Consider the following 20272-nt stretch of genomic DNA (forward strand, 5'->3'; position numbering starts at 1 on the left):
ATTCTAAATTTGGCGCCATGCTGAATGTTTCTAATGTAAGTCTTCAATATGGTAGCCGCGTTCTCTTCAAGGAAGTGAATCTTTCCTTCAAGCGCGGCAACTGCTATGGTGTGATCGGTGCAAATGGCGCCGGCAAGTCCACCTTCCTCAAGATCCTTTCCGGTGAACTGGAACCCAATACCGGTGACGTGACCAAGGACCCGGGCGAACGAATCGCCGTCCTTAAGCAGGATCACTTCGCCTACGAACAGAACACTGTTCTTGAAACAGTGATGATGGGTTTCCCGGAACTTTATGAACTGGGCAAGAAGCGTGACGAACTGTATGCTCTTCCGGAAATGACCGAAGAACAGGGCATGCAGGCCATGGAAATTGAAACCCGTTTCGGTGAAATCGGCGGTTACGAAGCTGACTCCAATGCTGCAGTGCTCCTGAAGGGTCTGGGCATTCCCGAAGAATTCCACTACAGCCTTATGGCAGATCTGGATGGCGGTCAGAAGATCCGCGTGCTCCTGGCACAGGCTCTTTTTGGCAACCCCGACATTCTTCTGCTTGACGAACCGACCAACCACTTGGATCTGGATACCGTCGCCTGGTTGGAAGATTACCTGGAACGTTTCGAAAATATCGTGATCGTGGTGAGCCATGACCGTCACTTCCTGAATGCGGTTTGCACTCATACTTGCGATATTGACTACGGCAAGATTAACATCTACGGTGGTAACTACGAATTCTGGTATGCAGCTAGCCAGCTGGCCCAGAAGCAGCGTAAGGACCAGAACCGCCGCGCCGAAGAAAAGATTGAAGAATTGAAGGCCTTTATCCGCCGCTTCGCTTCCAACGCCGCAAAGGCCAAGCAGGCTACTTCCCGTAAGAAGCTGTTGGATAAGATGACCGTCGAAGAAATGCCGGCTTCTAGCCGTAAGTTCCCCTGGGTCAACTTCAAGATGGACCGCGAACCGGGCAAGATCGTGCTGGAAGTGAATAACGCTTCTATCGACGGCGGTGATGGCATCGTTTGCAACGGTGTGAACTTCAAGCTGAACAACGGCGACAAGGTTGCCCTGGTTGGCGAATATGACACCCTGAAGACCGCCTTCTTCCAGCTCATTGCCGAAGAAACCAAGGCTGCCGACGGCGTGCTCAAGTGGGGTAGCACCATTAGCTACAACTACTTCCCCAAGAACAACGACGCTTACTTTGCCAGCGAACTTTCTCTGGTGGATTGGCTGCGCCAGTACAGTAAGGAACAGGACGAATCCTTTATCCGCGGATTCCTGGGCCGTATGCTCTTCACCGGCGAAGAAGCCCTGAAGTGCTGTAACGTTCTTTCCGGTGGTGAAAAGGTTCGCTGCATGCTTTCCAAGATGATGCTCTCCAACGCAAACTGCTTGCTGCTGGACGAACCTACCGCTCACTTGGACTTGGAAGCCATTACCGCTCTCAACAACGGCCTGACCGCTTTCCAGGGCCCGGTGATCTTCTGCTCTCAGGACCACGAATTCGTGCAGACTGTGGCAAACCGCGTGCTGGAACTGACTCCCAATGGCGTTGTTGACCGTTCCATCACCTTCGATGAATGGTATGAATCGAAGTCTAAGGGCAACAAGAAGAAGTAAGTCCTGATTTTGTGGGGACTGCAGGTCGGTCCCGCAAACTTTAAAGAAAAATCCTCGGTTTTAAACCGAGGATTTTTTCGCTATAGGAAACGTTTTTCGCTGTAGGTGCAGCGCGACTTCCAATTACTGTACGTCGATCTGTACCTTGAAGTTTGCCTTGCCCTTGTGGTTAACCAGCTGGGAACGGGGAGCGGTTGTGACCGTGACGTTCTTCTTGGTAACGCCGGACTGCTGCTGAAGGGTCTTCAGCAGTTCTGTGTTGCGCTTGGCAGCCATGTCCAGCAGTTCCTTTTCGAGAGCTTTGCGGTCCAGATTGGCGGCGTTGGCGGCAACGTAGGCGGTGTAGGCTTCGTCCTTGTCGTCGATGGCGATGATAGCCTTTTCGTCCAGCTCGTTCAGGGCGGTCTTGCCCTGAGTAGACTTGTAGAACTCGGTTTTAAGTTTGCGGGTCTTGTAGGCTTCCACCGTCTTCTTCATATTGAAGGACTGCACAAAGTTCATCTTCAACTTGGGATCCTTGGCCAGGGCAGAAACCATCTTGATTGCCTTGGCGTACTGTTCGCTTTCCATGTGGTTGTTCAGCGGGTCGATAACGATTTCGTCGTTCTTGCCCAGGTCGAAACCGATGGCGCTTGCACCGGATGCGGCGACGTTACCCACAATCTTCAGGGGTGAAAGGGCCACCTTGATCAGCAGGTTCATCACGGTCTTCCAGACAATCTTGAGGTAAGAGAATTCGGGATCCTGCATGTTGCCCTGCACGGGAACGTCAAACTGAATCTTGTCGTCCTTGTCCTTGAGAATGTACAGACCCACCTTCATGGGGACGGTGAATTCCGGGTCGCTGCCTTCTACCTTGTCGCCAACGTCGATGTTGTAGATGTCGATTGTGTTTTTGCTATCCAGGTTGAACTTGTTGATCTTGTTGTCGCTGGCGAAAGCCATGGTGCCAGAAATGATGGGGTAGCCGGTGTAGTGGAGGCTGTAGGGGCTGAAGTGCTTCAGGGCCAGATTCTTGATGCTGACATAGGCATCCATAGTGCTCAGGTCGGAGAGGGCTCCCTTGTACTTTACAGAAACGGTGCCACCTTCGGGGAAGTTGGCGTTTACGTTAACGGTGCAGGGGGTGTCAAAGTTGATGTTGGAACCGGAAACGCTGATGCCGCTAACCTTATAGTTGAAGGGCGTCTTGATGGTAAGATCGTTTGCGGAGACGGACGTGTTCTTGAGTTGCAACTTGTTCAGTACGAATTTCAGAGGCTTTGCTGGGGCGGCCTTGGCTGTTTCGGGGGCGGCTGCGACAGCGGAATCAGACTTGGAAGAGTCTACAGGTGCTTCGGTAACGACGGCTGCGGTCAGGGCGCTGTCAACTGCGCTGGTGTCCTCGGCTGCACCCTTGGGATTTAGAAGTATGTCGATGTTGGTCTTGCCGCCCTTCAGCAGGTCCAGATGGGCGAATGCGCCATCGACCACTACGGAATCCACGACAAAGTCCATTTCGTTCAGGTTAGCCTTCTTGATGCCGACCTGTACGCTGTTCACGCCGATGGTCTTTTCGGATGTTTCGGTAAGGACGATATTGTTAAGGCCTACGGTACCTGCAACATTGCTAGAAAGAACGTCATTCACATTGCCTGCAACATTCAGGTTGACGTCCAGGGAGCCGCTAAAGTCCTTATAGTTGATGAAGTCCTTCAGGTAGGGCTTGCCGCAGGCCAGTTCAAACTGCTTCAGGGCGACTGCAACATTGAAGTCCTGAGTTTTCATGTTGAAGAGAACTTTCACGGTCAGATCGCCGCCATCTGCAAACTTCAGGTTTACGCCAATGTCGGTGTCCTTGTTGTTGAAGTAGACGGCGGGAATATCTACAGAGAAATCCTGGAGGTGAATTTTTGAACCGACCTTGCGATCCTGATAGATGATGTTGCCCTTTTCCAGGACGATGTTCTGGATGGCGACATCAAATCCTCCGGTCATTTCGACGGGGTCAATGTTTATGGCCTTGATAGAATCGCCTGCGGCGGAGTCTGCTGCAGCTACGTTTTCGGTTTTGGCGGAGCCTGCAGTTGCATCAGCGGTTGCCGATGGGGTGGCGGCGGAATCTGTGGCGACGCTGTCCTGCTCACTTGCGGCGAACTTATCCAGGATGTCGCTGAAGTTGAAGCGGTCGCCGTCTTGTACTACCTGGGTGTAAAGGCCTTTCAAATAGATTTCGCTGACGTTGATTTCTTTGGACAGCAGGCGAGTGGGATTCACGTTGACGCGGAACTTTTCAAATCCCACGAAAGGTGTTGCGCCGTCCTGTTCGAAAATGGCGAAATCGTCTACGGTAACTGTGAAGGTGAACGGGTTGAAGTCCACGTCGGCAATCTTCATTTTGCGGCCGATGAGTTCTTCGGAATGCTCGACTACATAGTCTTTTGCGATACCGGGGGCGATTTTGAGGGCGGCGATCACGAGAACGATCAATACCGCCAGGACAATGAGGGCAATGTAACGTTTCTTCATATTTCAAATAATAAAAAAAGTGTCCGGAAATTGCACGTTAATTATCGTGTACACGCTTTATAATGCTAGTCTTCGCCGTTGATTATCTGCAGAAATTCCTGACCGTATTTTTGCAACTTCATGGCGCCGATTCCGGGGATGTTGGCCATGTCGGTGAGGCTGGCCGGGCGTTCCTGAACCATACCCAGCAAAACCTTGTCGCTGAAGATGACGTAGGGCGGTACGTTGGCGGCGTCGGCAAGATTGCGACGATGGATTCGCAGGGCCTCGAAAAGTACGGCGTCGCTTCCTTCCAGATTGTCCTTGGCGCTGAGGCGTACAGAAACTTTTTGCGGTTGCGAGCTTCTCTGGTTTGCGATTTTTTTTCGCTTGTCTTCTGTAATCAGGGCCAATTGAATTTCTTTTTCGCCGAAGAGCACCTGCTTCCCGAATTCGGTAATGCGCAAGGTCTTCTTGTCGGTGTAGCTCATGGTAAGGCAACCTAGATGAATCATCTGCTGGATGTAGGATTGCCATTTGTCGGCGGGGGTGGCTGCTCCTACGCCAAAGGTCTTGATTTTGTCGTACCCCTTTTCGATGATTTCTGCCCGATGGGACCCCCGCAGGATGTCGATAATCATGTTGGCGTTCTCTTGTTCGCGGGTGCGGAAGATGGCACTGAGGGCTTTTTGAGCCAGGATGGTTCCGTTAAAACGGCGTGGTGGGTGGTTGCAAATATCGCAGTTGCCGCAGTCCTGTTCCATGACTTCGCCGAAATAGCCTAGTAGGATTCGCCGGCGGCAAACCAGGCTGGTGGCGTAATGCTGGATTCGCTCCAACTTTTCTAGTTGCAGGTGCCGTTGCTGTGGGTCGCTGCAATCCTGGGCGAACTTGGCCAGCTGAACGATGTCGCTGTCGGAATAGAACAGCAGGGTGTCGGCCGGGAGGCCGTCGCGGCCGGCGCGTCCGATTTCCTGATAGAATCCCTCCATGTTTTTGGGCGTGTTGTAATGGATGACGAATCGGATGTTGGATTTGTCGATGCCCATGCCGAAGGCGATGGTGGCGCAGATGACCTTGGTGCGGTCGTAGATGAAGTCCTCTTGAATTCTTGCCCGTTCATCGGCGGTCATGCCGGCGTGGTAGGCGTCTGCCATGATGTGCCTTTTGCGGAGTTCGTCGGCAACAGTTTCGGTAGACTTGCGGGAAAGGCAGTATACAATTCCGCTTTCACCCTTTCTTTCTTTTATAAAGTCTGCGATTTCGTCCAGCTTACTCAATTTTTTATAGTTAAGACGAACGTCTAGGGACAAGTTCTTTCTGTCAAAACTATCCAGGATCAGATTTTCTTCGGGAATGCGAAGCTGCTGTAAAATATCTTCTCGGGTAATGGCGTCGGCCGTGGCCGTCAGGGCGAGAATGGGAATGCCGGGGAAGTTTTCGCGGAGCTTAAAAAGCTGGGTGTATTCGGGGCGGAAATCGTGGCCCCACTGAGAAATGCAATGGGCTTCGTCGATTGCGAACAGCGAAACGCGACCGCGGGGGAGCAGGTTCTCTACTTCAAAAACCAGACGTTCGGGGGAGATGTACAGCAGTTTAAGTTCACCGCGGCAAAAGGCGCTGCGGATCTCGGAAGCTTCTTCAGTTGAAAGGCCGCTGTTCAGTGCCGCTGCGGGGATGCCGTTTTCGCGGAGACTGTCCACTTGATCCTTCATGAGGGCGATCAGAGGCGAAACCACCACGGCGCAACCATCGAAAACCAGGGCCGGAATCTGGTAGCAGATTGACTTGCCTCCACCGGTTGGCATTAGGGCCAAGGTGTCCTTGCGTTCAAGAACCTGTCTGATGACTTCGACCTGCTTGGGTCTAAAGCTGTCGTAACCGAAATATTCCTTAAGCTTCTGCTGTGCTGTATTAAAAAGAAGACTTGCCTGCTGATCACTCATGCAGGTAAATATAATATTTGGTGTACAAATGTGCAAGAGTCTTATTCGTCACGCCAGAAGGTGAAGGCCTTGCCTTCGATCTTCTTGCTGCGGTAAGTGCAGTTATCGATTCTACGGTAGTATTCCTCGAAGTCGATTCCTTCTTCGCCGTTTAGGAATGTTGCGCCCAGGCTGACAGAAATATTTAGGTTGTTCACCTTTTCGAAAGTAATCCTGCTGATAGATTCAAAGAATCTGCTGATAATCTGGATTCCCTGTTCCTCGTTAGAAACTCCGCTCACGAAGAAAATGTATTCATCTCCGCCGAGACGCAATAGAATGTCTTCTTCGCGGAAAGTTTCCTTCATGGCGTTGGCGACAGCGATAATAACTTCGTCGCCCATTTGGTGACCGTAGTTGTCGTTGATGTGCTTGAATTTATCTACATCGAACAGGGCCAACATACCGATTCGGTTTTCGTTGATGGCTGTCTTTATCTTGTCAATACCGGCCTGGCGGTTCAGCAGTCCGGTCATGGCGTCGGTTTCGGCTTTGGCAATCAACGTTGTTTCGATCTTTTTCTGTTCGCTGATATTTTCGACGGCGTAAATAACCTGGCTTGGCTTAACTTCGGTGTTTACGGGACCAATGGCGATAAAGCGGGCTCGGCACCAACCAAAATTCTTGCCCATGAATTCCTGGGTGATGGTGCGCTTGCCTCTGAGCCTGTCGGGTAGTGTTTTGGTGTTTACGAAATCCAGAATGCGGTCCAGGTATTCGGGAGCTGTGGTTGCCGTCATGGCCAGCGTTATTTGTCTGCTGAAATTTTCGTTGAAACTGTCTACGCTAGAATCAATAAAGTTGTTTGTTCTAATTGAGAAGAACGTGTCCGAGTCCAGGTTGATCTGGTGCATGGAAACGTAAATGTCCGAAATGGATCTGAGGTTGTGGGTAAGCTGATCCTTGGTGCTGAACTGGGATACGCGATTTTCAAAAAGCATTCGTTGGCATTTGTCGCGGACGTTGAATATGCCGACAATCATGCCGATGCCGCTATAGACGATGCAGTTGACGATTTCTGTTCCAACAATTTCGGCCGGCTTGACGGAACCGCAATAATAGAGGAAGATGAAATCGGCGATAATAGTGATAATTACGATGTGGATTGGTCGCATGACAAACAGCAGCGGCGAAACCACGTACATGGCCAATAGGGAGGTGGAGGGTTCGTCGCAGGATATCACAAGCGATGAAAACAGGCCGAAGCAAAGGAGCATGGGGTAGAAGATGTGACACAAGATTCCGACAACGGTGTGATTTTTCTTTCCGACAGCAAATGCTATGGCGAGACTTACAATGGAGAACATGGCGAACCCTGCGTAGATGGGGGCCTTTTCCAACATGGCGGGGAGTCGGGTTGCAAAGGCGGCTATGCAGGTGAACGAAAAAAAGAAAGTCGATATGGCTGAATATACCAGCAGCGCTCTATGGTTATGATTGGTTTCCTTGTCTCGGATAGTATAGAGATCCGAGTTGGTGAGGCTGGCTCTTATCAAATAATCAATGATATACTTAATCATAATTGCTCAAAATGTAAGACCATTTAATTTTAGTAAAAAGATAAATATCCACGTTTTCTATCTTTGATGTTGATGAAAAAATTGAACGTTTTGATCCTTGCCGCGGGTCTTGGAACCCGTTTGCGCCCGTTGACCAGCGATGTGCCGAAACCCTTGGTTCCGGTAGTTGATGCTTCTATATTGGAGCAGCAGGCGGTTAAAGCTAACGGTATTGGAAACGTAAGACTTCACGCCAATGCGCACTATCTGGCCGAACAGGTGGTTGCCGAGGGTAAACGCCTTGGCTTTGAAAAAGTGTGGGTGGAGCCCGAGATTCTTGGAACTGCAGGCCCCTTAAAGCGAATCTATAACGAAGGATACCGTGGGGGCTTGCTGATCATGAACGGCGATGCCTACTGCAGTTTTGACCTGAAGGCCTTTGTGGAAAATGCCAAGCGCACTTTTGCCTCCGCTCAGGACGGCTCTGCCCCTGGTGTGGCCCTGCTGGCTGTGGATTTCCCCAAGGTGAATACCTTCCGTGTGAATAAGGATGGACGTCTGGTAGGAATCGCTGGCCGTTTTGGTTCCGAAGAGGGTGCCGCCGCAACGTTCTCCGGAGTATCCTATTACAGCGACGAGGCTTTGGCCCGAATTGCTGACGGTGAATTTGACATCCGTGAATTCTGGAAGCAGGAAATTGCTGCAGGACGTCCACCTTTTGTGGACATGAGTCAGATGAATGCTACCTGGATTGACATGGGTTCTCCTGAAGGTCTGATGGCCGCTTGCCGTGCCCGCCTTGATGAACTTGGAGTGGATAGCTGGACTGACGAACGCGTTGCTGTGACCCGCGATTCTATCGTGTTTGCAGGAGCCACAGTGGGTGAGGGCGAAACTGTAGAAAATGAAATCCGCGGTAAGGGATTTAGCTGGAAGATTTAGATTTGTGTTGGAATGGTTGAATTGGCTGCGCGTCATTCTGAGCGTAGCGAAGAATCCATAGAAGAATTTGAATGATGAAGGATTGAAATGAGAAAGTTTAGAGTAGTGCTTGTTGAACCGGAACATCCTCACAACGTTGGCTTCGTAGCCCGCGCCATGCATTGCTACGCCCTGGATGAACTGTACATCGTTTACCCCAAGCGTAACAAGGTGATTGAAAATTCCTACCACACGGCAGCCAACAGCCATGACATTCTGGACAAGGCAACCATCGTTCATACCTTCCGCGAAGCTATTGGGGATTGCTCCTGTGCAGTCGCTTTCAGCCGTCGCATTTTCGGTAGTGCTATTAAGCATTGCATGGTTCCCGATCTGTCGGGCATGCTTCCTGATGATGGAACCATCGCTCTGGTGTTCGGTCGTGAATCCTGCGGCCTGGCTCTTGAAGAAGTGAACGCTTGCACCTACCAGTGCGAAATTCCCGTACCGGGCTTGATGAGCTTGAACTTGGGTCAGGCTGTTTCTATTTCTTTGTATGAACTGTGCCGTTCTGGTGCCTTGGCAAACGGTGAAGGCCGTGCCAAGCGTGGTTCCAAGGGAGCCTGCGAAACTCAGCCCGCAACCATCGACCAGATTAACGGATTCAAGAAGTTCCTGGACCGCTATCTCACCGGTCAGTATCATGATCAGGCCTGGAGAGATAACTTCCTGAACACTCTGCTCCAGAGACTGCACCCCACCCGCAACGAACTTTCGGCCCTGTTCGGTTTGCTCCGTAATGTAGCCGGTAAGCCCGCTCGCCTGGAACAGGCCGAAGACCGCGCTGCAAAAGCCGCTGCCGCAAAGGCCGCCGCCGAAGCTGAAGAAACTAAGGCTGCTGCCGAAGAAGGAAAGACCGGGTAATAACGCCGAACATTAAGAAATTTGAAAAATAGGTTACTAAACGGAGGTTTTGAGCCCTTTTAGTAACCTTAATTTTGAACAAAGTGTTGTTTTGGGGGCTAAAAATCTGTTCTAGAGGTTACTAAATTGCTGTAAATAATACGTTTAGTAACCTTGTCAAGAAAAAGAATTTGAAAAAAGCACGATCTTTTTGAAAATAAAGTAATAAATGGGTTACTAAATGGGTTGTTGACTTGGAAATAGTAACCCCATAACGCAAAAAGGCATCTTATGGCAATGAAAATCACCATTCAATATCTTGATGATTCCATTCCTCGTCTGGAATATGTGGGCGGTAAGTCCGACTGGATCGACTTGAGCGCCGCGGAAACCGTTACCCTGAAGAAGGGGGAGTTTCGCCTGATTCATTTGGGGGTGGCCATGAAATTGCCCGAGGGGTATGAAGCCCATCTGGCCCCCCGCAGCTCCACCTTCAAGAACTTCAAGATTCTGCAGACCAATTCCGTAGGCGTAGTGGATTCCAGCTACTGCGGCAAGGGCGACTGGTGGAAAATGCCGGTCTACGCCACCGAAGATACGACCATCGAAAAAGGTTCCCGCATTGCCCAGTTCCGCATCATGGAAATTCAGCCTAAGCTGGAATTCGAAGAAGGCGTGCTGGCGGACAAGGACCGCGGGGGCTTCGGCAGCACTGGCGTGAAATAAATTCGCTGCGTTGTCGTGAATTTGCTTTGGTACGGGGCAAACTTGGTTGAGGAAATAATGAAAACACTACTGATTCTTATGACGTTTGTAGTGGCGTTATCTTTTTGGGGGTGTGCGAGTCATGCGCCATCTGCAGCTCAGTTTATGAACGTAAAGGATGGTGGCAATGTTGTCGTTGGAGGGACGTTTCAAGTTGGAGACGTTTATAGTGGACATTATGTAAACGAGGATGATTATAGAGCTGATGAAGGAAGGGGTTTCCTAGATTTATCCCTTTATTTTACTGCGAAAAATTTTGTATTCGGACTCTCTTCAGAAAACGTGACGATTCAGAGTTTTGTTGGCTATCGTTGGAAAAATTTTGGATTGCTAGGCTGGTTTGATTTTAATCTTCCGGAAGAGATTGAAACTCCGATTTCTGGGGGCATGATGCTGGTTGAAGAAATCCATGTGACAGATAAGTTTAGAGTTGGTTTCAGCGAACACCTCTCAAGGAATGGCTATGCTGTAGATTTAAATGGGGGTGGGTTGGGTTCTCCTGCAACAGGTTATTTTGCTGAGGTTGGCGCAGGAACTTATTTAGCTTATGGTGATTTTTCACTTGAAGTAAAGTATGGGCGTGACTTTACGGGTGCAATGAATCGAATTTACCTCATGACGCACTATAAAGTTTTGAATTAAAATTTTTCGTAAAACGATGTGATAGGTCTGCAAAATCATTTGCAGGCTTTTTTCTTTTTACAAATGTTTAACGAAAATTTTGGTGCAAAGTTCCTGAAAAATTCGTGTATAAAGGAGGTCCTAAACAAAATATAGGTGTATTGACAAAAGCAATACGTAAAGGTATATTATACATGAATATAAAATTCAGTGAACATGCAAAACAACGAATGCATGAACGAGGCATAACCGAAGAACAGATGATTCATTTCTTTGTGACGAATGAAGGCCTGCTAGGATTGAAATTGAGTGACAAAGATGAATCGAATCTTTTGGCGGATGCCTTGATTGACGGAAAGATGTATCGCCTAGTTTATAATGCAGTAGAGGATATTCTTGTAACGGTATTCCCGTTGAAGTAGAGGTTTTATGAAGAAAAGTAAATCGAAAAAAAGTGCTTTGGATTTTGAGAAGGAATACGAAACTTTTGGGGATAATGCGGGAACGAAACTGGACTGCGGTTCTGTTGCAGAAGCTTGTGCCGAAATCAAGAAACGCATGATTTCCATGCGGGTGGAAACGGTCGTCATTGAAAAATTGAAGGTGAAGGCCAATAGGGTAGGGATCCCATATCAGACCCTGGCGGCAAGTGTCCTGAAACGCTACGCGGAAGGTAATTTGGATATCGAACCCGCTTGATGACTGCAGGTGTGGCGGGATCTCGGTGAAAACTGGAAATAACCCCAAAAATGACTAAAATACTGCTTTACGAAAAACGTAAAACAAAAAGTGTAAAAATGTCTATTTTTACGTAAAATGTAAAGAAAGTGGTCAAAAATGGTGTTTTCTATCCAAAAATTGACAAAAAACTTGTGGTTTTGTTTTTCACTCTTTGTTATTTTTCAAGCGCAAAAATTAAAATAAACGATAAAAAAGCCTCTCTATAAGGACTTATTATGGCAAAAATCGCTATTCTCGGTTATGGTAACTTGGGCCGCGGCATTGAATGCGCAGTCAAGAAGACCAAGGACATGGAACTGGTTGCAGTGTTCACCCGTCGTGATCCGGCTACTGTCAAGATTCAGACCCCGAACATTCCCGTTCTCAACGTTTCTGAAATCGAAAAGTGGGCCGACAAGATCGACATGCTGGTGATCTGCGGCGGTAGCGCTACCGATCTTCCCAAGATGACTCCGGAAATGGCTGCAAAGTTCAACGTGATCGATACTTTCGACACCCATGCAAACATCCCCACTCACTTCGCCAACGTTGACGCCGCTGCTAAGGCTGCTGGCAAGATCGCTATGATCTCCGTCGGTTGGGATCCGGGTATGTTCTCCCTGAACCGCGTCTATGCAAACGCAATCCTCCCGGATGGCAAGGACTACACCTTCTGGGGCAAGGGCGTTTCTCAGGGTCACTCCGACGCTGTCCGCCGCATCAAGGGCGTGAAGAACGCCAAGCAGTACACCTGCCCGGTTCCCGAAGCTCTGGATGCTGTCCGCAGCGGTTCCATGCCTGAACTGACCACTCGTCAGAAGCACACCCGCCTCTGCTACGTGGTTCTTGAAGAAGGCGCAGATGCAGCCTACGTCGAAAACGAAATCAAGACCATGAAGAACTACTTCGATGAATACGACACTACCGTAAACTTCATCAGCGAAGAAGAATTCAATGCAAACCACAGCGGTCTTGCTCACGGTGGTTTCGTGATCCGTACTGGCAAGACCGGCATGAACAACGAACACACCCACGTGATCGAATACAGCCTGAAACTGGACTCCAATCCGGAATTCACCACTGCAGCTGTTATCGCATTTGCTCGCGCAGCTCTCCGCATGAAGGCTGAAGGCAAGACCGGTTGCTTCACTGTTCTCGATGTTCCTCCTGCATACTTGAGCGAACAGAGCGGCGAAGAACTCCGCGCTCACTTGCTGTAGTTCGAAAAACGCATTTTTTACGCTCGGCACCTCCTTTAATGACCGCGCGGGTCTAGCGCCCCCAATAGGTCATGCTGACGGAGGTCGGCATCTGATTTTGCGAAAAAGACCTGGGTTTTAGCCCGGGTCTTTTTGCTTATGCATTTGCATATGGTGTTCGCTTTTATTTTTCCGGGAAGACTCTTAGGTAGGGGTCTTCCATGGCGGTAACCGGGATGGTGATTGCCTGGTCGTTTTCGTCTACGATAATGGCAACGCCGGTAAGGTAGTTGATCCAGTAGTCGTAACGGCTTTCTTCATTTTCGTGTTTGTGGAATCGCAGGTCGATGGTATTTCGTTCGCTAACCGAAATGATGAACGGAATCAGGAACTGGTCATGGGAAATGGCGATGGTGATGTCATGCATCTTGCTGTAGGTGAAGTTGTCCTTGATGAATTCCTGGATGCGGTCGTCTACGTCGTAGAATCCGGCCTGACATTCTCTTGAGACGTCCTCCTCGTAAGCGAAGTAGGAATAGGCGGACCAGCTCCAGCTATGCTGATTCTTGCAGGCGTTAGCCTGGGATTCATCCTTGATGAAATAGCTGTCCAGCAGGTCGGTTCTCTGTTCGTGATCGTCTGCGGAGGTGGCGGTAAAGGGGATGGAACTTTCTGAAAATTCCTGGCCTTTTCCTTCTGCGATTTTCAGCACGGTTTCCATGGTCCGGTAGACCTTGGTATGCATAAAGTAAATGGGGCCAAGGGGTGCCAGTCTTTTGCCCAGTGTAACGGATTGTTCACGGCCGTTATCGTTTAGACGTCCCTCCGTACCCGTGCTGCTCTTATTGCGCTCGGCATGCCTTATGACGTAGGCCACCTTCTCGTTTTCCATGACGCAGTTTACCACATCGGTCAACTGGTGGAATTGGTCCCTTGTGGCGCGGATGTTTTCGCATTCCGTGCTCATCTGTTTGCTTGAACTAGATGGGATTACCTCGATAGGTTCGTTAAACTGGTATGAACTAGAGGAACTTTCTGGGGCAGGTTCGTCGAATAGGAAATAGCTGGAAGAGGATGGTTCTTGTTCGGGCTGATAAGGCTCGCTATATTGGGAAGAACTGGATACCTGCGCACTGGAAGGTAAACTTTGCAGGAAGTCTTTGAAAAAAGGCTTTTGTGACGAGTCTGTCTGGTTGACTTCTAGGGAATCCTCGGTGAAGGAATCGTCTGAGACGATATTCGGATTGTAATACGAAAGTTCGTCGTCGCAGGCGGCGAGTAAAAGGCATACGGCAAAAACCGATGCTATATAACAAGCATTTTTTTTCATTCAAGAACCCTTTGCTAACACCGTTCATAAAATTAGTATGAGTTCTTGGAAAAAGTTTTAGTTTTCCTGAAAATTTATAGATAAAATGGGGGCGTTTAGCCGTTCGGGAATAAAAGTTTCACCTGTTCCGGCAAATCGGGGGTGGGTTTGCCGTTTTTCAGGAAGCAATGTTCCGAAGTTCCTGTGGCGCACAGCTTGCCCTCTACGCTCAGCTTGTAGGTGAACTTGAAGTGGTATTTGCCCTTGCGTTCCAGGGTGGTGTCGATATCCACGGTCTCGCCGAAGTGGGTGGAATTGCGGTACCTGACTGTCAGTTCCAAAACCGGGCAGGCGTACCCTTGTGCTTCAATTTCAACATAGCTGGAACCTAGGGACTTGAAAAATTCCAGTCGGGCCTGTTCAAACCAGATTGGGTAAACGGCGTGGTGTACGATGCCCATCTGATCGGTTTCGGAATAGCGGACTTCTATGTGGCTAGTGTGTTTGTGACTGCAAAGTTCCATAATCTTTTTTACCTGTCAGATTGCCTGCGTTTAAAAGGCCTGGCGTACGTTAAAAGAAATTCCCAGGTGGTCGAAGTCTACCCATGAAAAGTCGGCTCGGGCGAATAATCCTTCGCTTAGGTTCAGCCCCAGCAGTGCGCCTGCGCCCAGGGACTTGTGCCATTTGTTCCGCCAAAGGTCGCTGAAGTAATCGCCTGCCTTACCGCTTTCAAAAAATAGGTGGGCTCCCACGCGGTAGGCGAAGTACTTGCGAATTTCGGACTGGAAAATAATGGCCTGGTTGCCGTTGAAGTAACGGCTTTCTACTCCGCGGAATCGCTTGACCCCGTCGGGGCCGGCCAGCATGTCGAAGGGAACGTCTCCGTTGGTGCGCTGCCAGAGTAATCCCTGGGCGAAGGTGGCTCCCCAGAGTAACTTGGTGTAACCGCGCAAATCAATGGATTCAACATCAAAGGTGTAGTCTCCCAGCTTGTCGCTGTAGAATTGCTGCTTCCATTGGGCCAGGAATCCGTGCTTTGTCCAGTTGATGTTGTATCGGGAGTCGTAGCTGATGGTGTAGCCTATGCCGTTGCGCCATCCAGAATGGGTGTCTGGTAATTCTAGACCGCCTTGGTTTTCGTTGAAGTCAATTTGAGAGTCTTCAAAATGGAATACAACGCCGTACTTGATTCCCCTGGGCATGCCGATGGAAGATTCCCAGGTGGATTCTAGATAAAATAGTTCTCGGTCGTAGTTGGTGAATATGTCAATGTCGGGGTTGTTCCCTGCGCCGAAATAGCTGGCGAACCAGTCCTGATAACGTAAGATGGTCCAGACGCTGATTTTGTCGTGGAACAGGTAGAAGATGGGCTCGATGTTGACCTGGATCTGGTCGCGGGTGGTGCGGAACATCGTAAGTCCGATTTCGTGAACCTTGTCGCCCCCTTCATTGGGTCTTAGAAACAGAAGGAACATGGCACCATACTGTAGTTTCGTTTCTTCGGTGTAGCCCAGTACCGGTACCAATGAAAATCGCTGGAAGTCGTCTTGCACATCCTGGGCGTGGGCCAGGGAGAATATACAGAATATGGCGAAAATCTTTGTGACAAATTTCATTGTGCCCAAATATAGAATGTATGCCAAGATGTTGAAAATTTTTTTCTACATTTGACCTCCGTTGATGCAGACAGAAATGAAATTACCGCAAAATTTGACGGCGGCAAACAGCAAGGAATTGCTGCGCTCGTGTAGAAGGGCGCTCCGACAGGGAGCTCTTCGTCTTGATGGTTCTGAAATGACCTTCATGGACTATAGCGGTGATGCTTTTTTTGCCCTGCTGGCCGAGGTTTCTGCCAAGACTGGAAACCGTCTGGAGCTGCTCCATTTTAGCGATGACATTAAGCAGCATCTGTCTGACCTGCGTAAGTTTACCATTCCCCAAAAAGACCGTCGCGAAACTACGAATATTTTCGAGGCCTTGGGTGGAGTGGGTTTTGACTTCATCAAGGAAGTGGTGCAGGTGTTCATCTTGTTGAACATGTGCATTTACTGGACCTTCCTGGGACCTTTCGACAAGGGCAAGCTTCGTTTTGGCGGCGTGGCCAAGCAGATGTTCCGCCTGGGTAGCGAGGCTACCGGAATCTGCTTCTTGATGGTGGCGCTGGTCTGCTTGACCATGGCCTTGCAGAGTTCCGTGATGCTCAATACCATCGGTGCCGGTTCTTATTTGGCCTCGGGTCTTGGATTCCTGATTTTTGCTGAAATTGGTCCGCTGTTGACCACCATCATTCTTGCAGGCCGTTCTGGTTCCTCGATTGCGGCTGAAATTGCCAACATGTCTGTTTGCGAAGAAGTGAAGGCTATCAAGACCATGGCTATTTCACCGGTGCAGTATCTGGTGGTTCCGAGATTTTTGGCCATGAGCGTTTGCACTCCTATCTTGAATTTCTGCGCTTCCATTTTCGGATGTTTCGCCGGCTTCCTGATTGGCTATTTCTGCTGCGACATTACCTTTACCAACTACCTCCAGGGTATCCGTGAAGGGATCGACCCCATGGTGTTTGCGAAGAGCTCCATTAAGGCTCTTGCTTTTGGTTGGCTTGTTACTCTTATTTCCTGTAATAAAGGTTTGAATGCCAAGGGCGGCGCCGAAGCCGTCGGCCTAGCGACAACCTCTAGCGTGGTGACTTCCATTGCCAGCATTGTTATTGCAGATACACTTTTTGCCTTCATTTTCTACTAGGGAGCAGTTATGGACGAAATTCTCAAAGTGGATCATCTGAAGGCGGGGTACGGTGGACGTACTATCCTCCACGACATTACCTTCGGTGTGCGCAAGGGCGAAATCCGTATGATTCTCGGTAGTTCGGGATGCGGTAAGTCTACCTTGTTAAATAACATCCTTAAGCTGTACAAGGCCCAGAGCGGAACCATTACCTATTTCGGTAAGACCTTCGGGGCCCAGGATGGGCTGGATGCCGAAACCCGTATGCGTACCGGCGTGCTGTTCCAGAGTGGCGCTCTGCTTTCGGACTTGACTGTAGCCGAAAACGCCATGCTTCCCCTGAAACGCAGCATGCCCTATATGCCCAAGAGCCAGATGGAAGCCATCGTTGCCGACCGTCTGGAAAAGGTTCATTTGCTGCATGCCTTCCATAGGTATCCCTCGGAACTTTCTGGCGGTATGAAGAAGCGTGCTGCCCTGGCCCGCGCCATTGCTCTTAAGCCGGAACTTCTGTTCTGCGATGAACCGTCTACGGGTCTCGATCCGGTAACCGCACACTCTCTCGATGAACTTCTGCTGGAACTGCGGGACACCTTGGGCGTATCCATGGTAATCGTGAGCCACGAACTGGAAAGCATCAAGATCGTATGTGACCGTTTTGTGTATTTGAAGGAAGGCTACGTCCATTTTGACGGCACCTTGCAGCAGGGCCTGGATTCCGAAGATCCAATTCTTAAGACATTCTTTAGCCGTAAGAGTTCAAAGGAACCGAAATCCGATGACACTTACCACTTTAATTTTATTGACTGAGTCGGAGCATTAGATGGAAACCACTCGTTCTGAAAGAATCAAACTTGGCGTATTCATGTTCATATGCCTGGCGCTGATTATCGCCTTTTTGGGTTATGTGCTGAATCGCTTCATTAGCGCCGAATACGACAACTACTACACCGTGTTCAAGGGATCGGTCATCGGTCTTTATAACGAAGCCAAGGTCAAACTGAACGGTATCGACGTGGGTAACGTCACCGGAATCCAGATTGATTCCTCTAGCCTGGATCAGGTGGTGGTGAGCTTCAAGGTGAAGCATGGAACTCCCATTAAGCCGGGAACCCGTGCCGGCATGACCAACGGTCTTTCCCTCACTGGCGAAAAGCACATCGTTCTTTCGGGTGGTCACTTTAGCGAACCTAATTTGCAGGAAGGCGGTTTTGTTCCTGCTGAAGCTTCTTCTTTCGATAAGTTTGCGGACCAGGCTGGCGGCATGGTTGAAAAGGTCGACACCTTGCTCTCCAACTTTAGCAGCGTCTTTACTGCAGAGAATGCCGAGAACATCCGCATCACTCTGAAGAACATGGCCAACATGTCTGCGAACTTGAACCGCACCACTCGCGAAATGGCAAAGCCCATCGAAAGCGTGACCAAGACTGCTGAATCCATGCAGGCTGCCGCCGAGTCCATGAAGTCTGTCATGGCCAGCGTCGAAGAAGCAAAGATCGCGGCCAAGGCTGGCGAGAACTTGGATCTGCTCAAGGAAAAGCTTGATGCCATCGATACCAAGAGCATGAACGACAATCTTGCCCAGGCCATGGAGTCCATCAACAAGCTGGCCCAGCGTCTGGATGCGATGGTCTACAACAACCAGGATCAGGTGGGCGACGTGCTGACGGAACTGAACACCGTGCTTGAAAATCTGGATGAATTTAGCCAGAAGATCAAGAATAATCCCTCTGCCCTTATCCGTTCCGAAAACAAGAGCCGTAGACAATAAATTTTTATGATGACTGTGGGTAAGGCCTGCAGACTGTAAAAGGAAGGTTTGAAAATGAAGTTTGTTAAAGTCCTGACCGCCGTATTGGTAAGCCTCGTGGCCGGCATGATGACCGCTTGCATTGGCGGTGGTTCCAGCGAACCGACCCGCTATTACATGGTGGATGTAGAAAACATTGGCACTGTAGGTGCTGGCAATGCTTCCAAGACCGTTCAGGTCCGCAAGTTTACCATTGACCCGGCATACCAGCGCAGCAACATCGTATACCGCGAATCCGCCTACACCTTCATGTTCTATGATTTGGACCTGTGGGCCTCTCGCCCCGACCAGATGCTGAACAAGACTGCTGTAAAGTACATCGACCAGAGCGGCCTCTTTGCCAAGGGTTCAAAAACCGCCAAGCCCGACTACGAAATTCTGGGCAACATCGATGCTATCGAAGAAGTGGATGAAGGCTCCAGCCGTTACGCCCATTTGGATATGACCTTGACCTTCCGCAAGACCGAAGGCGCTCCGCTCTTTGAAAAGGAATACAACGAACGACTGACCATGGACGGTTCCGAGCCCCAGCATGTGGCCCAGTCCATTTCTAAACTTTATGGCCAGTTCATGGAAGACTTCTTGAAGAACGTTTCCCAGAACATGGGCGAATAAGCGGGCGCAAAATGGGGAACCTGTACCGCGATGCCTTAAAGGCGCTGGACTGGGGCGAGGGAGCGGTTGTCATTGGACACAAGTCTCCCGATGGTGACTCTGTGATGTCAGCCTTGGCTTATGCCAAGCTGATGCAGTCTCTGGGATATAAGGCCGAGGCCAAGATGGCCGGAAAGCCGAACAACGAAACTTTGTTTGTGGCTAAGGTTCTGGGAATTGAACTGCCCGAAAATTTGCCTAGCGTTTCGTCTTGTTCGTTAGCGGATAGAAACTGCGGACCCGCTCGTCTAATTCTCGTGGATCACAGCGATTACGTCCAGGCCGTAGACGGGGCCCGCGATGCAAGAATCCTCCAGGTGCTGGATCATCACGGTATCGGAAACATTTCGGAATCCAAACTGCTTTATGCCAAGTATATGCCTGTGGGTTCTACCTGCAGTATCGTGTATACAAGCTACAGGGAACTTGATGTCGAAATTACGTCTGAGGTGGCGAAGATTCTTTTTGCGGGACTTCTGTCGGATACGTTAAACCTGAAGAAGGTGACCGTGACTGATGTAGACCGTGCCATCTACGAAGACCTGCTGGAAATGCTGGCCCGCGACTGGAATCTGGATAAGGTTTGTGCCCGCCAGAAGGCGTCTGAAATTTTTGACGGAATGGTGGAGGCTGCCCACGACTTTAGTTCCATGACCGACGAGGACATCTTTAATTCCGATGTCAAGGATTACGTGATGGGAACCGCCAAGTTCCGCCTGGGTAGCCTGGATTGGCGTGACGTTTCAACCATCGATGAATTTGCGGATCGGCTGTTGGCGGTAATGCCTAACGTAGCCAAGGCTTCGGGATGCAATATGGTTTTCTGCCGTGTGGGTTTTGAAGAAAAGACCTACATGCTTTATGGCGGTGTAGATAGTTCGTCTGCCCGGTTTGCCAAGGCCATTGCAGAACGTGCCTTCGGAAAATCTAAGCGGGAAGGCATTGTTTATTGCGAACGTCGCCTGAGTCGCAAGCTTGATGTTGTGCCGATGCTTGCCAAGGCCCTGTCCTAAAGGCAGAGAATCCCCTTCGCTTGCAAAAAATTAGCTGTTT

Annotated in this window: 19 protein-coding genes; 13 read left to right on the forward strand and 6 right to left on the reverse strand. The window is 49.8% G+C overall.

Annotated features, from left to right (window positions below; all coding sequences use genetic code 11):
* Positions 1 to 17 precede the first annotated feature (17 nt).
* On the forward strand, positions 18 to 1619 hold the full coding sequence (locus BUB94_RS09780) for an ABC-F family ATP-binding cassette domain-containing protein (protein ID WP_073160517.1): 1602 nt from the start codon (positions 18 to 20) through the stop codon (positions 1617 to 1619).
* Between the two features lie 123 nt (positions 1620 to 1742).
* Here the strand turns inward: BUB94_RS09780 and BUB94_RS09785 are convergent, their stop codons facing one another.
* The 3 genes from BUB94_RS09785 to BUB94_RS09795 all read right to left on the reverse strand — a co-directional run bounded on the left by BUB94_RS09785 (position 1743) and on the right by BUB94_RS09795 (position 7611).
* A complete protein-coding gene (locus tag BUB94_RS09785) occupies positions 1743 to 4127 on the reverse strand; it encodes a DUF748 domain-containing protein (protein WP_073236565.1) in 2385 nt (794 codons plus the stop codon).
* Positions 4128 to 4192: 65 nt separating this feature from the next.
* Positions 4193 to 6052, reverse strand: a complete 1860-nt coding sequence (recQ, locus tag BUB94_RS09790; protein WP_073160415.1) for a DNA helicase RecQ — start codon at positions 6050 to 6052, stop codon at positions 4193 to 4195.
* A 41-nt stretch (positions 6053 to 6093) separates the two neighbouring features.
* Positions 6094 to 7611 carry a GGDEF domain-containing protein gene (locus BUB94_RS09795; protein ID WP_073236569.1) on the reverse strand — a complete coding sequence of 506 codons (1518 nt, stop codon included), beginning with the start codon at positions 7609 to 7611 and terminating at the stop codon, positions 6094 to 6096.
* Between the two features lie 72 nt (positions 7612 to 7683).
* On the opposite strand from BUB94_RS09795, the gene BUB94_RS09800 reads away from it, so the two are divergent.
* From BUB94_RS09800 to BUB94_RS09830, 7 genes are all read left to right on the forward strand, one after another.
* Positions 7684 to 8532 carry a nucleotidyltransferase family protein gene (locus BUB94_RS09800; protein ID WP_249269339.1) on the forward strand — a complete coding sequence of 283 codons (849 nt, stop codon included), beginning with the start codon at positions 7684 to 7686 and terminating at the stop codon, positions 8530 to 8532.
* Between the two features lie 87 nt (positions 8533 to 8619).
* Entirely contained in the window at positions 8620 to 9435 is an 816-nt protein-coding gene (locus BUB94_RS09805) for an RNA methyltransferase (RefSeq protein ID WP_073236572.1), read from the forward strand.
* A 276-nt stretch (positions 9436 to 9711) separates the two neighbouring features.
* On the forward strand, positions 9712 to 10140 hold the full coding sequence (locus BUB94_RS09810; protein ID WP_073236692.1) for a dUTP diphosphatase: 429 nt from the start codon (positions 9712 to 9714) through the stop codon (positions 10138 to 10140).
* 57 nt (positions 10141 to 10197) lie between these two features.
* Positions 10198 to 10821, forward strand: a complete 624-nt coding sequence (locus BUB94_RS09815) for a hypothetical protein (protein ID WP_139260190.1) — start codon at positions 10198 to 10200, stop codon at positions 10819 to 10821.
* 173 nt (positions 10822 to 10994) lie between these two features.
* Entirely contained in the window at positions 10995 to 11222 is a 228-nt protein-coding gene (locus tag BUB94_RS09820; protein WP_139260191.1) for a DUF4258 domain-containing protein, read from the forward strand.
* A 7-nt stretch (positions 11223 to 11229) separates the two neighbouring features.
* Positions 11230 to 11499 carry a CopG family antitoxin gene (locus BUB94_RS09825; protein ID WP_101478955.1) on the forward strand — a complete coding sequence of 90 codons (270 nt, stop codon included), beginning with the start codon at positions 11230 to 11232 and terminating at the stop codon, positions 11497 to 11499.
* 257 nt (positions 11500 to 11756) lie between these two features.
* A complete protein-coding gene (locus tag BUB94_RS09830; RefSeq protein WP_073236579.1) occupies positions 11757 to 12740 on the forward strand; it encodes a diaminopimelate dehydrogenase in 984 nt (327 codons plus the stop codon).
* Positions 12741 to 12903: 163 nt separating this feature from the next.
* Here the strand turns inward: BUB94_RS09830 and BUB94_RS09835 are convergent, their stop codons facing one another.
* From BUB94_RS09835 to BUB94_RS09845, 3 genes are all read right to left on the reverse strand, one after another.
* Complete coding sequence (locus BUB94_RS09835; protein WP_139260192.1) at positions 12904 to 14049, reverse strand: histidine phosphatase family protein; 1146 nt, start codon at positions 14047 to 14049, stop codon at positions 12904 to 12906.
* Positions 14050 to 14144: 95 nt separating this feature from the next.
* Positions 14145 to 14552, reverse strand: coding sequence for an acyl-CoA thioesterase (locus BUB94_RS09840; protein ID WP_073160431.1), 408 nt, complete (start codon positions 14550 to 14552; stop codon positions 14145 to 14147).
* Between the two features lie 30 nt (positions 14553 to 14582).
* Positions 14583 to 15647, reverse strand: coding sequence for a BamA/TamA family outer membrane protein (locus BUB94_RS09845; RefSeq protein ID WP_073236696.1), 1065 nt, complete (start codon positions 15645 to 15647; stop codon positions 14583 to 14585).
* A 76-nt stretch (positions 15648 to 15723) separates the two neighbouring features.
* Here BUB94_RS09845 and BUB94_RS09850 point away from each other — a divergent pair, with 76 nt between their 5' ends.
* Genes BUB94_RS09850 through BUB94_RS09870 form a run of 5 tightly spaced genes read left to right on the forward strand, consistent with a single transcriptional unit; the run spans position 15724 to position 20232 of the window.
* On the forward strand, positions 15724 to 16773 hold the full coding sequence (locus tag BUB94_RS09850; RefSeq protein WP_254793715.1) for an ABC transporter permease: 1050 nt from the start codon (positions 15724 to 15726) through the stop codon (positions 16771 to 16773).
* Positions 16774 to 16782: 9 nt separating this feature from the next.
* On the forward strand, positions 16783 to 17565 hold the full coding sequence (locus BUB94_RS09855) for an ABC transporter ATP-binding protein (protein ID WP_073160435.1): 783 nt from the start codon (positions 16783 to 16785) through the stop codon (positions 17563 to 17565).
* Between the two features lie 13 nt (positions 17566 to 17578).
* Positions 17579 to 18526 (forward strand): MlaD family protein, encoded by a 948-nt coding sequence (locus BUB94_RS09860; protein ID WP_073160437.1) that lies wholly within the window; start codon positions 17579 to 17581, stop codon positions 18524 to 18526.
* A gap of 54 nt (positions 18527 to 18580) precedes the next feature.
* Positions 18581 to 19180, forward strand: a complete 600-nt coding sequence (locus BUB94_RS09865) for an ABC-type transport auxiliary lipoprotein family protein (RefSeq protein ID WP_073236587.1) — start codon at positions 18581 to 18583, stop codon at positions 19178 to 19180.
* An 11-nt stretch (positions 19181 to 19191) separates the two neighbouring features.
* Complete coding sequence (locus BUB94_RS09870) at positions 19192 to 20232, forward strand: DHH family phosphoesterase (RefSeq protein ID WP_073236591.1); 1041 nt, start codon at positions 19192 to 19194, stop codon at positions 20230 to 20232.
* Positions 20233 to 20272 lie beyond the last annotated feature (40 nt).

It is taken from the genome of Fibrobacter sp. UWH9, assembly GCF_900129715.1.
Lineage (GTDB): Bacteria > Fibrobacterota > Fibrobacteria > Fibrobacterales > Fibrobacteraceae > Fibrobacter.

Excerpts from the sequence above, each read along its gene's own strand:
- BUB94_RS09780 (WP_073160517.1), top strand. The coding sequence starts at position 18 with ATGCTGAATGTTTCTAATGTAAGTCTTCAATATGGTAGCCGCGTTCTC.
- BUB94_RS09785 (WP_073236565.1), bottom strand. The coding sequence starts at position 4,127 with ATGAAGAAACGTTACATTGCCCTCATTGTCCTGGCGGTATTGATCGTT.
- recQ (WP_073160415.1), bottom strand. The coding sequence starts at position 6,052 with ATGAGTGATCAGCAGGCAAGTCTTCTTTTTAATACAGCACAGCAGAAG.
- BUB94_RS09795 (WP_073236569.1), bottom strand. The coding sequence starts at position 7,611 with ATGATTAAGTATATCATTGATTATTTGATAAGAGCCAGCCTCACCAAC.
- BUB94_RS09800 (WP_249269339.1), top strand. The coding sequence starts at position 7,684 with ATGAAAAAATTGAACGTTTTGATCCTTGCCGCGGGTCTTGGAACCCGT.
- BUB94_RS09805 (WP_073236572.1), top strand. The coding sequence starts at position 8,620 with ATGAGAAAGTTTAGAGTAGTGCTTGTTGAACCGGAACATCCTCACAAC.
- BUB94_RS09810 (WP_073236692.1), top strand. The coding sequence starts at position 9,712 with ATGAAAATCACCATTCAATATCTTGATGATTCCATTCCTCGTCTGGAA.
- BUB94_RS09815 (WP_139260190.1), top strand. The coding sequence starts at position 10,198 with ATGAAAACACTACTGATTCTTATGACGTTTGTAGTGGCGTTATCTTTT.
- BUB94_RS09820 (WP_139260191.1), top strand. The coding sequence starts at position 10,995 with ATGAATATAAAATTCAGTGAACATGCAAAACAACGAATGCATGAACGA.
- BUB94_RS09825 (WP_101478955.1), top strand. The coding sequence starts at position 11,230 with ATGAAGAAAAGTAAATCGAAAAAAAGTGCTTTGGATTTTGAGAAGGAA.
- BUB94_RS09830 (WP_073236579.1), top strand. The coding sequence starts at position 11,757 with ATGGCAAAAATCGCTATTCTCGGTTATGGTAACTTGGGCCGCGGCATT.
- BUB94_RS09835 (WP_139260192.1), bottom strand. The coding sequence starts at position 14,049 with ATGAAAAAAAATGCTTGTTATATAGCATCGGTTTTTGCCGTATGCCTT.
- BUB94_RS09840 (WP_073160431.1), bottom strand. The coding sequence starts at position 14,552 with ATGGAACTTTGCAGTCACAAACACACTAGCCACATAGAAGTCCGCTAT.
- BUB94_RS09845 (WP_073236696.1), bottom strand. The coding sequence starts at position 15,647 with ATGAAATTTGTCACAAAGATTTTCGCCATATTCTGTATATTCTCCCTG.
- BUB94_RS09850 (WP_254793715.1), top strand. The coding sequence starts at position 15,724 with ATGAAATTACCGCAAAATTTGACGGCGGCAAACAGCAAGGAATTGCTG.
- BUB94_RS09855 (WP_073160435.1), top strand. The coding sequence starts at position 16,783 with ATGGACGAAATTCTCAAAGTGGATCATCTGAAGGCGGGGTACGGTGGA.
- BUB94_RS09860 (WP_073160437.1), top strand. The coding sequence starts at position 17,579 with ATGGAAACCACTCGTTCTGAAAGAATCAAACTTGGCGTATTCATGTTC.
- BUB94_RS09865 (WP_073236587.1), top strand. The coding sequence starts at position 18,581 with ATGAAGTTTGTTAAAGTCCTGACCGCCGTATTGGTAAGCCTCGTGGCC.
- BUB94_RS09870 (WP_073236591.1), top strand. The coding sequence starts at position 19,192 with ATGGGGAACCTGTACCGCGATGCCTTAAAGGCGCTGGACTGGGGCGAG.